We start from the raw sequence: 10,217 nt of genomic DNA, 5'->3' as shown, positions 1-10,217 counted from the left end.
CGAGGCTCAATGAGCATTGAGGAGCGATTAAGCAGCGCCCAGCAGTTAGTTAATCAGGCGTTCGAGGCAACAGCTACAGGGCGCAGCAGCGGATTACGCCCAGCGCTGGACGTTGTTGATGATTGGCTTGCGGAAGTTAAGCAGCGATTCAGTAACCCCGAGCATGCCGGCGGCTTGACTCTGGGGATAGAAGACCTAGATCGCGTGATGGAACCCAAACAGGTTTTACGCGGTTCGCTCGTTGTTGTCGGCGCTCGCCCAAAGATGGGGAAAACCGCGTTTTATAACCGCGTGGCCACTCATTTTGCACTGAACCACAGATTACCGACGCTGTTATTTAGTCTGGAAATGACCGATGCGCGGCTAATCGAAAGGATGGTGAGTCAAGAATCCCGCACCAGCTCGAATATTTTCTATGTTGGCGCTCACAACGAAAGTGACATGAGCCGAGCAATGGCTATGGCAAAAGATATCGCCGAATCGAACATGTTTATTGATAGCACGCCTGGTATCTCTCTTGCCCACGTAACGGGGGAGTGTAGACGGATCAAGCGTCAGCGCGGTGCTGTGGGTTTGGTTGCTATTGACTATCTCACATTGATGCGTGGAGAAGCCGCGGAACGGCGTGATATCAGCTACGGCGCGATAACGACAGGCCTAAAGAATCTGGCGAAAGAATTGAATTGCGTTGTGCTGTTACTCACTCAACTTAACCGCAGCCTTGAGCAACGAGCAGATAAACGCCCGCTCCCCTCTGACAGTAAAGACAGCGGACAGATCGAGCAGGATTGCGACGTTTGGATCGGCCTCTATCGTGAAGGTGTCTATGACGAGAACGCAGACCCACAACTGACAGAAGTGATTTTGCGATTAAACCGTGAGGGGCCATCCGGTACCGCTCATGTCCTGCTGACCGATGGGTACTTCAGAGACACTACAGATGAGGATATCGCGCAACGAAGAAGCAGAAACGAAACACCCAGGGCAAGACGTTACACCAAAAAAGAGACCATCCAAGCATTTTAACCGCGCCTGACCAGCGCTTAATTAACCGACCGAGGCAAGACCATGATTACAACTGATGTTATTTACGCACGCCCATTCATGACCGATGACGGCTGCGACCACACCGCGCGGATCATCTGGACTATGAACGCAAACGCCCGCGCTCGCACACGTTCACCGTACGTGCCGGCTCCTGCGCCAGTTCAGGTTGTTAAACCTAAGTTCGCTCCACTCCTTAAAACTGCTAGCCGGAAACAGAAAAAGGCCAAGCCACATGTAACGCTGGATGCAAAAAGCCTCATCAGCGTGATGATCGGGAAGACGCTGACTAAAACACAGATTCTGGCAGCACTGGATAAACACTATCCCGGTCATGGTACGACGCTGATAAAACTCAGTGGGCGACTGACATCAATGATCAATTCCCCGCACGTAAAAATTACACGTCACGAAAAACCGACGCCTGAATTCACTCTTGAGTCGGTTGATAAAGATTTTTATCTGAATTCAGACCGAGCCGGTCGCGGCATGACGGGTGAATAACCGTGTACGAAAACTCGGATTATCTGCCCGCTGGGCTACCGATCAATATCGCTGAGTGGCCGCGAGAGTTTCAGGACAAGTTGGAACTGGATAAACGAGCCAATCAGCTGATCAACTCGTTAATCGCGGGAAAAACACTGCGGCGCCACGTTGAAAAAGAGCTGGACACGGTAGCGGAGCAGTATCGGGAGCATTTTAGAGCGCGTCTGAACCACTGGCGCGAATATCACGACCAAAAACGAGGCAAGACCAAATGACCACACTATCAACCACTCAATTAATCGAAGCGATGCGCACGTGCGCCAGAAAATTAAGGTGATCGGTCACCGCATTTGCGGGAAATGCGGTGAGTCGTTGCCAGTAGCATCATGCTGCATGCAGGGGGATTCGGAGTGCTGGAATACGCAAGGGTGGCATGAAATGAAATTAATCGTTTAACTGTGACATGTCACAAATATAAATAGTGACGCTAATTATGTTTATTAATTTATTGTTGCCGCTAACACTGTATTTTTATTTTTAGTACAATAAACACATCGGACTGAACACCCGATAACCCAAACAAAGCAACTGCGCCATTACTGAGGATAGGTAATGGCACAGCATTCATTTGTAAAGTCAGCTGGTGGGATATTAATTCCCGCCACGCCTGATTCTAACGAGTTCGTCAAGAAGCTAAAGACGGGCGCGGTTATTTATGCCGATTTCAAGCAAGCGCGAAACGCGGCATTTCATCGTAAATTCTTCTCACTCCTGAATCTCGGCTTTCACTACTTTGAACCGGACGGCGGTGCCATATCTCCTGCTGATAAATCTCTTGTAAACGGCTTTGTAAAATGGATTGCGTACTACGCAGGCCATGAAGGGACAATTCAGGAACTAGCTGATCAATATCTCAGCGATACTGCACAGAAACGAGCGGTCAATATCACGGCGGTGAAATCGTTCGAGTCGTTCAGATCATGGGTGACGATTGAAGCGGGATTCTACGTTACGTTTTACATGCCCGATGGCACCCGCCGTAACGAACCCGAATCAATTAAGTTTTCAAAAATGGATGATCTGAAGTTCGGCGAACTCTATAAAGCGGTGCTGAACGTACTCTGGAATTACATCCTCTATCGCACATTCCCCACACCGCAAGCTGCTGAAAACGCCGCCGCGCAGCTGCTGGAGTACGCCGCATGAAACTATCGAAAGAGCAGCGTGAAGAAATTCGTATGAAATTTGGCGGTCGCTGTGCCTACTGCGGGGAAATTTTAACTGCTTGTTTTCATGTCGATCACGTCGAGCCAGTATTGCGAAATATCAGCAAGAATTACGCAATGGAAAGGCCGGAAAACAACACGTTAGAAAACCTTTATCCAGCCTGCATCCCATGCAATTTGTATAAGTCGAGCTGTCCTGTTGAGTTGTTCAGAGAACGAATTGCTACGCAAGTTGATGTTACCCGCAGGGCGTCCCGTAGCTATAGAGTCGCTGAGGCGTTTGGACTCGTAAAACCGACGGGTAATCCTGTCGTGTTCTGGTTCGAAAAATATCAGCGGGAAGGTGACGCATGAAAAAGCCAACGCGTCGTAAATGCAAAATCTGTGGCGAGAAATTCACCCCGCAATTTGAAAACGTCCGCTGGTGCTGCCCTGAACACGGTGCGCAGTACGCGATACAGCTCCGTGAAAAAGAAAAGCAGCGCCAGCAGCAGAAAAAACAGAAAGCGGATCAGGCTGCATGGCGTGAACGCAAGGCGGCTGTAAAGCCTCTTTCGCATTGGATAGGCATGACACAGCGCGCCGTGAACGACTGGCGGCGGGAATCTTTACTGTCCGCTGGCGATTGCTGCATATCCTGCGGAACACGTGAGGCGTTCGCATGGCATGCTGGACACTACAGAACAACTGCCGCCGCATCACATCTGAGATTTGAGTCTGACAATCTGTGGCTACAGTGCCACACCTGCAACGTCCACAAATCGGGAAATATCGAAGCGTACCGCATTTCGCTGGTGGAACGGATCGGAGAGGTTCGCGTGCAGGAACTGGAGGCTAACAACAACGCACATCGATGGACGCGGGAAGAACTCGACAAAATCCGGGCAACCGCACGGGCTAATTTACGTGAACTGAAAAAGCAGGAGGCAGCATGACCCCACGCCAACGCCGTCAACATAATGCAGGGTTGGGAATTATAGCCACTGCGCCGCGTAAAAGTTATTTAGGGAGATTTACCCCTTTAACATCCGTCCAGTCTGCTTGGATAAAATCATTACTCACCACATGGGGCGAGGGGGTAAGGGGTGAAGCAGGTCCCAGAATGCCGCGGAGACATGCATGCTGGAATGGCCTGAGAGGTAGTCGATGGTCGGATAAGGCGCTGGAGCGATTTACAGCCGCATTGAATCAAGCTCGTAGCGAGGGATATAAAGGCCAGCACGTAATGAATCGTGCTCATGCTATTCTCTGGCCGCAGACCACGATAAGTGTTATCGATCAGGCTATGCGTAATGATGATGCTGATTTTGTCGAGCAATGCGTATTGCTGGCATTAGATGCGAATGATCCGGTCTATATGGTGGGCGTTCAGTATTACACTACGCGCAAAAAAATCTCAGATATTACACGTGAGCTACAGGCGATCGCGCCGTGGCTAACTGAAAGTGAGGCGAGAAGGCGCGTTCGTTGGTGTCTGGACATATTCAGGGCGAAAGTTTTCCTGTCGTCTCGAAAACTACTAACTGAGCAAGAGCAAATCTCTATTTGATTATTTGTGCTCTTTTTTATTATAAACATTGAAAGTGCGCCAATAAATTGTTTAATGTATTCATGCTTGGCAGAGCTGCGCCACGATGGCAGCAATGAGAAGCGACAATCTGACAAATTCGAAAACCTCGCTACGGCGGGGTTTTTGCTTTCCGGCGATACGACAGGGGTATTCGCGAGATGCATTGCATCAGTACCCCTGTCATAGCGCCGAATTGCAAAAAAAGAAAACACCGAAACCCGCCATCAGTGCGGGTTTTTTCTAGAACAGAAGGGGTTGCATGAGCGATGAAAACACACAACAACCCCATGACTGGCATTCGTTCCTACAAGAAGAGCGCGCTGACGCTGACTTTATGACAGAACGTCAGGATGTGATCGAGCTAGATGATTAGCCGCCGCCATTCCTTCCCGTAATCATTATTGTATTGATCGGTCGTGCGTTGGTATTTGTGGCCCAACAATCTTCGCGTATCGATTCCCTGATCGCGATAAAGTCGCTCTGCTAATGATCGCTGTTCGTGAAAAGTTGGCGGCGTCCCCGTCCAATGCTCAATTTCAAATGCGGTGTCTCTGGCTGTCTGAAACCACGTTGTTAATGAGTGAGGTGATACTCTGCGCGAATGCAGAATATAGGCATTTCCAGCGCAATCGCTGAGGACATCACGCAGCGACATATCAGCAGCCTCTAGCGTTAGCGCGATCGGTATTGCTATTTTTGCCCCGGTTTTTTGTTGTTCAATGTGCAAATGCTCATCAAAAACTTGCAAACGCGTCATATCGGAAATATCACGACGCCGCTGTGCTGTAACGAGAGTTAGCCTCATGGCGTGGTGAAAATAAGCGGGACAGACACACCGCGCAACATTGTAGATGCTACGCCACTCAGCCAGAGTGAGCTTTTCCCGCCTGACTAGCGCATCGGGTTTTAACACTGATGTCACCGGATTTTTATAAACCCACCCGTTATATTCAGCCTCTCTGAATATGTCGGTAAGCAGAAAATGACAGATTTGTGCTGACCTGTTTTTGTTTTGCTCAATATAAAAATTCAACACGGTGACGATATGTTGTGGCTGAACGTTGCGCATTGGGATATTGCCGAGCAGTGAATTTACTGTGCGCAGCATCGTAAGTTTGTTGCTCAGGGTTTTCTCATCGAACGGCTTGGCCTTGATTATTGACTCATACACAGTGAGCCATGTTGAAACCCGTTTAAATGAGTGATTCGCCCAGCCGATTAGAGCTGGGGCAATGTAGTTTGTGATGTTCATAGCGCCCTCTGTTTTAAATGAAGCTGCCTGTACGGCAGTAGAGAGGGTGCTTACTCAGAGATTTTGCGACGCGGGCTGTACAGGGTGCCGTCAACAACGATAAATCCCTTGTTTATCCACTGGGTGATCTGTGGGGGCTTTACTCCGATGCTACGTGCGAATTCAGCCTGATTGCCAGCAAAAAACGTCTCTATGTATGCAAGCAATGTCACTCGTTGGAACCTCCCAGCATGACTTCTGCACCGTGAAACAATTCAATGCCGCGGATAAACAATTGGCGACCTTGCGGCTGGCAAAACTCTTCATATTCGTCTTGAGTCATAACAACGGATTGCGCCTGACGCCATTTAGCTCCGTTCGTTTCAAGATCGATGATGATTTTATCGCCGTCTGAATATGCCACAGCGTTTACGTTATATCCGATGTGCTTCCCGTTGAATGAAACTGATGTTGAGGCATTACCTACGTTTTCTAAGAACTTTTTCATAATGAATCTCCGTTTTTGTTGGTGTTTGTATCTTGTCTTGATGGAAATATAGTAAAACACTTTATATATCACGTAAAGCATTTCACTATATGTTTTCTCTCTTTTTTTCACGAAATCAGGCTGCGCTAACGCGTGGCCTTTTTTATTTCCTGTAAATCACACACAGCGCCCCGTAAAACGGAGGTGAGGTTATGATCCGTATGGACAAAGTTACCACTGGTATTTCATACGGGGCGTCCGGTGCCAGTTCTGGATATTGGATGCTCCAGTTACTCGATACAGTTTCTCCCACTCAATGGGCGGCAATCGGCGTTCTCGGTAGCCTCGTTTTCGGTCTGCTGACGTTTCTCGTCAATCTGCATTTCAAGATTAAAGAAGACAGACGCAAAGCGGCGCGGGGTGAGTAATGTCAAAGGCAAGCAAACTCAGCGCGGTAATGCTGGCGCTTATTGCCGCTGGCGCGTCAGCTCCCGTCATGATGGCTCAGTTTCAGCAAGAAAAAGAAGGTGTGCGGCTGGTGGCCTATCCCGATGGCGGCGGCATCTGGACAATCTGCGGCGGCGTGACTCGCGTTGATGGGAAGCCTGTAGTTAAAGGTATGCGACTTACGGCGCAACAGTGCGCGCAGATTGACGCTGAAGAACAGAAAAAGGCGCTCGATTGGGTAGACCGAAACGTTAAAGTGACGCTCACAGAACCTCAAAAAGTCGGCATCGCCTCATTCTGCCCGTGGAACATCGGCCCCGGGCGTTGTTTCCCGTCCACGTTCTACAGGAAATTAAATGCTGGTGACCGGCTCGGTGCATGCCGTGAGATTAAGCGCTGGATTTGGGATGGAGGCCGCGATTGCCGTATCCGTTCAAATAACTGTTACGGGCAGATAGAGCGACGCGATCAAGAGTCTGAATTATCGTGCTGGGGGCTGGATAAATGAAAATCTTGCCGTCATGGAAAATAGCAGGCTTGGCGCTAGTGACCGGAATAATCGCTGGCGGCTCGTTTTGCTGGTGGCTCACAGCAACGAGTTATGACGCTGATATAGCGACACTGAAAAGCGAACATGCTCTGGTGCTGAAATCCGTATCAGATAAAGCAGCAGCAGATAGCGAAGCGGCTCGTAATCGTGAGCATAACTTTCAGCAGCAAATAGCAGCGTTAGACGCCGAACACGCAAAGGAGCGGGAAAATGCGAAACGTGAAAATGAGCGCCTGCGCGCTGATATTGTCAGCGGCAAGCGTCGCGTGCAGTTCGCCAGCGCCGCCCTTGCAACCTGCGAGCAATCAGCGGGAGCAGTACGCAGCGCCAGCGGCTTGGGCAATGCAACCGCCGTCCAACTCTCTCCAACTGCTGGACGAAACATTCTTGATATCAGAACCGGAATAAACGACGACCAGGCAAAGTTGATTTACCTGCATGAGTACATCAGGGCATTACAGGCACAGGGCGTAATAGCGAAGTGAATGTCTGCGTTAGTTATGCGGTTTGTCCCCGCTGGTGCGGGGAAGTATGACTTATGGAGTTGTACATCAGGTTCATCCCCACGCGTGTGGGGAATTATGGAGCACTTCCGAAATACTCGGTTCATCCCCGCTGGCGCGGGGAAATATGAATCATTAGTCAGATTGCTAGGTTTATCCCCACGAATGCGGGGAAATGTGAATCAATGGTCCGATTACTTGGTTCATCCCCGCCGAGACGGGGAATAAAACTAACGCTACTCTGCTGATTTATTGCTGTCAACCCAAGGCTTTAGCCCAACGCAAAATGCTCGGAATTCCTCACTACTGATGATGTGCGTTCTGTTTGTGCGATCTCCCGCACTTTCTGAGTTGCCGGAGGCGTTTTTTGTTGCTGATTTTGATCGCAGCCATGAGTCAGCACGCGAGGAAGATGTTTTTATGCCGCCCAACGTTACAATTTCGGCAATGTCGTGACGAGTGAGGTTGAACGCGCTGGCGATGAGTTTTAGATTTACCGTTAGTTCTGCTGACATAATGATCACCGTTGTTAAAACATTCCCGGATGGTTATTTTTTTCGTAATAATCATTTTTTGCTGCTATCAGTTCCTCGATTGTAAATTTAGGGGATAGCAGAAATTCATCATGAACATATTCATATCCATTTTTATCTATGACATTACCGTCGATCAGGCCGACGCGCTCACCGAGCACGTCGAACCAATCTATTTTTTGCTCGTCGATGCATGTGCTGACGCAAAATTTAACTGGCGTGTAAATAACCTTGAGTTCTGGAAGGTAGCACTTCACATCTCTCGCGGATTTGCGTAATGCAGATTGCACGGATTCGATATGCCTAGTGCATTCAGACAGTAGGCCGCGCAGGAACATATCAGGAATCGGCCTCTCACCAGCCGCCCATTGACGGATAGTTCTATCGTTAATTCCTGATACGCGCGCAATCTCGGATTTCCAGTTTTTCCCGTACATTGTGCTGCATAGGGTTTCAAACATTTCGATTTTGTCGTCTTTATCGAACAATTCAGATTCGCTCATAACATAGCCCCTGGCTGCTGGAGTTGGCTAATCCCCCTCCCTTGAAATAACAATACAATGTACCGAAATTCGGTACAAGCATTTCTTTTAGATTTGCATCACAAATTTTTCACAATACGTCCGTGAGTAGCGATTGGAGCGAGGTATTTACATGTGGAGTAACAGTTTTGAAGGTGCGTTCGTCATACTAGGAATTATTTGTGCTGTTGTTGGCTGGGGCGTAATCGAGTCCATTCTCTGGCTGCTATCACATATCACGTTAGCTTGGAAGTAGCTGGCATTCCAACAGGCATTCACTGAGTGCCTGTGATAATGCTGCTGTATACTCTCTGAAACATTGGAGGGGATATGTCACATAATTTGGGTGATTTACCGCGTGACGAGCGGGACAAAATTAACGTCGATTTAGCAGCGTCCGGCGTAGCGTACAAAGAGCGCATGAATCTGCCTGTTATCGCCGAGCAGGTAGAGCGTGAACAGCCGGAGCATCTGCGCGAATATTTCCGTGAGCGTGTGGCGCACTACAGAAACGTGAGCAGAACGTTACCGCGCGGCACTGATGCTGTGTATCAGCAGATGGCAGAGGCCAACGGTAAGAAGTAAAAACCACGCAAAAATGTAACCGCCTTCGGGCGGTTTTTTGTTACATAAGGATCAGCCATGGCAAAGCCGGATATGGAGTCTATCAAGCGCGATTACTGTGCCGGTGAACTCTCTATTCAGAAGGTTGCCGACAGGCACGGAATAGCGAAGTCCACGTTAATCGACATGGCGAAAAAATCTAAATGGGTTCGCCAGAAAAAGCCGACCAAAAACCCCGACCAAACCAACCAAAAACCCCGACCAAAAAAAATGGTCGGACGGTCGGACGGTCGGACGGATTTGCAGCCATCAAAATCAATTCCTCAAATTGAAAATCAAATTGATTCGAATTGCCCGTCAATTGAAAGTGTGGGCGATGACTGGACGCTAAACCCTGATGAATACGGGCTTAACGACATGCAGGCTCGCTTTGTGAATGAGTACCTTAAAGACCTTAACCGAGTCGCCGCATACAAACGGGCAGGGTACAAATGTGAAGGGCAACAGGCTTACGCTGCTGCATCGATCCTTTATAGAAATTTAAAGGTCACCCGAGCCATTCGCGACGCTCTGGACGCGAGAGAACGCCGCACTCAAATCACCCAAGATGACGTGTTGAAAATGTGGTGGGAGATCGCGACAGCTGACGCTAACCAGATCACTGAGTTGCGCCGCCTGTGCTGCCGTCACTGCTGGGGATTTGGTTTCCAGTATCAGTGGCAAGATGCGGTAGAGTTCGAAGAAGCGAGCGACAGAGCAAAGCAAGCCAAGAAGCCGGAGCCGAAAGATAACGGCGGCTATGGCTTTGACGCACAACTCGATCCCAATCCTGAATGTCCACGCTGTAACGGTATGGGTGTTAGTCGGTCGCATTTCCATGACACGCGAGATTTGCGCGGCGCAGCTCGTCGGCTATATGCTGGTGTGAAAGAAGGTAAATTCGGTCTGGAGGTCATCACTCGCAATCAGGATGACGCCCTGAAGATGGTTGCTCAGCATTTAGGGATGTTGAAAAACCGAACAGAGCTAACGGGTGCTGATGGTGGTCCGATCAA

Annotated in this window: 15 protein-coding genes; 12 read left to right on the top strand and 3 right to left on the bottom strand. The window is 49.2% G+C overall.

The genetic code is table 11. From position 1 onward, the window contains the following. The 7 genes from EDI29_RS21980 to EDI29_RS21950 all read left to right on the top strand — a co-directional run. The coding region (locus EDI29_RS21980) for a DnaB helicase C-terminal domain-containing protein (protein WP_137742584.1) at nucleotides 1-1,026 on the top strand (1,026 nt) is incomplete at its 5' end. Between the two features lie 42 nt (nucleotides 1,027-1,068). Beyond that, nucleotides 1,069-1,548 carry a hypothetical protein gene (locus EDI29_RS21975; protein ID WP_137742583.1) on the top strand — a complete coding sequence of 160 codons (480 nt, stop codon included), beginning with the start codon at nucleotides 1,069-1,071 and terminating at the stop codon, nucleotides 1,546-1,548. 2 nt (nucleotides 1,549-1,550) lie between these two features. Next, nucleotides 1,551-1,805, top strand: coding sequence for a hypothetical protein (locus tag EDI29_RS21970; RefSeq protein ID WP_116226908.1), 255 nt, complete (start codon nucleotides 1,551-1,553; stop codon nucleotides 1,803-1,805). Nucleotides 1,806-2,142: 337 nt separating this feature from the next. Next, a complete protein-coding gene (locus EDI29_RS21965) occupies nucleotides 2,143-2,736 on the top strand; it encodes a DUF1367 family protein (protein WP_137742582.1) in 594 nt (197 codons plus the stop codon). Further along, nucleotides 2,733-3,110 carry an HNH endonuclease gene (locus EDI29_RS21960; RefSeq protein ID WP_137742581.1) on the top strand — a complete coding sequence of 126 codons (378 nt, stop codon included), beginning with the start codon at nucleotides 2,733-2,735 and terminating at the stop codon, nucleotides 3,108-3,110. Before EDI29_RS21965 ends, EDI29_RS21960 begins: the two co-directional genes overlap by 4 nt. Beyond that, nucleotides 3,107-3,691, top strand: a complete 585-nt coding sequence (locus tag EDI29_RS21955; protein WP_137742580.1) for a recombination protein NinG — start codon at nucleotides 3,107-3,109, stop codon at nucleotides 3,689-3,691. Before EDI29_RS21960 ends, EDI29_RS21955 begins: the two co-directional genes overlap by 4 nt. Continuing rightward, nucleotides 3,688-4,305, top strand: coding sequence for a hypothetical protein (locus tag EDI29_RS21950; protein WP_137742579.1), 618 nt, complete (start codon nucleotides 3,688-3,690; stop codon nucleotides 4,303-4,305). The genes EDI29_RS21955 and EDI29_RS21950 overlap by 4 nt, the downstream gene beginning before the upstream one ends. Before the next feature lie 382 nt (nucleotides 4,306-4,687). Here EDI29_RS21950 and EDI29_RS21945 read toward each other — a convergent pair whose 3' ends face one another. Then, nucleotides 4,688-5,578 (bottom strand): tyrosine-type recombinase/integrase, encoded by an 891-nt coding sequence (locus tag EDI29_RS21945; protein ID WP_137742578.1) that lies wholly within the window; start codon nucleotides 5,576-5,578, stop codon nucleotides 4,688-4,690. A 208-nt stretch (nucleotides 5,579-5,786) separates the two neighbouring features. Next, nucleotides 5,787-6,065, bottom strand: coding sequence for a hypothetical protein (locus tag EDI29_RS21935; RefSeq protein ID WP_137742577.1), 279 nt, complete (start codon nucleotides 6,063-6,065; stop codon nucleotides 5,787-5,789). A gap of 191 nt (nucleotides 6,066-6,256) precedes the next feature. On the opposite strand from EDI29_RS21935, the gene EDI29_RS21930 reads away from it, so the two are divergent. The 3 genes from EDI29_RS21930 to EDI29_RS21920 are packed head-to-tail and all read left to right on the top strand — an operon-like array spanning nucleotide 6,257 to nucleotide 7,526. Then, nucleotides 6,257-6,472 (top strand): class II holin family protein, encoded by a 216-nt coding sequence (locus EDI29_RS21930; RefSeq protein WP_137742576.1) that lies wholly within the window; start codon nucleotides 6,257-6,259, stop codon nucleotides 6,470-6,472. Further along, nucleotides 6,472-6,999, top strand: a complete 528-nt coding sequence (locus tag EDI29_RS21925; RefSeq protein ID WP_137742575.1) for a lysozyme — start codon at nucleotides 6,472-6,474, stop codon at nucleotides 6,997-6,999. Before EDI29_RS21930 ends, EDI29_RS21925 begins: the two co-directional genes overlap by 1 nt. Further along, nucleotides 6,996-7,526 carry a lysis system i-spanin subunit Rz gene (locus EDI29_RS21920; protein WP_137742574.1) on the top strand — a complete coding sequence of 177 codons (531 nt, stop codon included), beginning with the start codon at nucleotides 6,996-6,998 and terminating at the stop codon, nucleotides 7,524-7,526. The genes EDI29_RS21925 and EDI29_RS21920 overlap by 4 nt, the downstream gene beginning before the upstream one ends. A 547-nt stretch (nucleotides 7,527-8,073) precedes the next feature. On the opposite strand, the gene EDI29_RS21910 is transcribed toward EDI29_RS21920, so the two are convergent. Next, the gene (locus EDI29_RS21910) at nucleotides 8,074-8,580 is read right to left on the bottom strand and encodes a hypothetical protein (protein ID WP_137742572.1); all 507 of its coding nucleotides are present in this window, start codon (nucleotides 8,578-8,580) and stop codon (nucleotides 8,074-8,076) included. 348 nt (nucleotides 8,581-8,928) lie between these two features. On the opposite strand from EDI29_RS21910, the gene EDI29_RS21905 reads away from it, so the two are divergent. Together EDI29_RS21905 and EDI29_RS21900 are read left to right on the top strand one after the other, a co-directional pair. Then, on the top strand, nucleotides 8,929-9,183 hold the full coding sequence (locus EDI29_RS21905) for a DNA polymerase III subunit theta (RefSeq protein WP_137742571.1): 255 nt from the start codon (nucleotides 8,929-8,931) through the stop codon (nucleotides 9,181-9,183). A 57-nt stretch (nucleotides 9,184-9,240) separates the two neighbouring features. Beyond that, a partial coding sequence (locus EDI29_RS21900; protein WP_137742570.1) for a terminase small subunit occupies nucleotides 9,241-10,217 on the top strand: 977 nt, incomplete at its 3' end.

The organism is Pectobacterium polonicum, from assembly GCF_005497185.1.
Classification (GTDB): domain Bacteria; phylum Pseudomonadota; class Gammaproteobacteria; order Enterobacterales; family Enterobacteriaceae; genus Pectobacterium; species Pectobacterium polonicum.
This window is presented reverse-complemented; position numbering and strand designations above follow the sequence as displayed.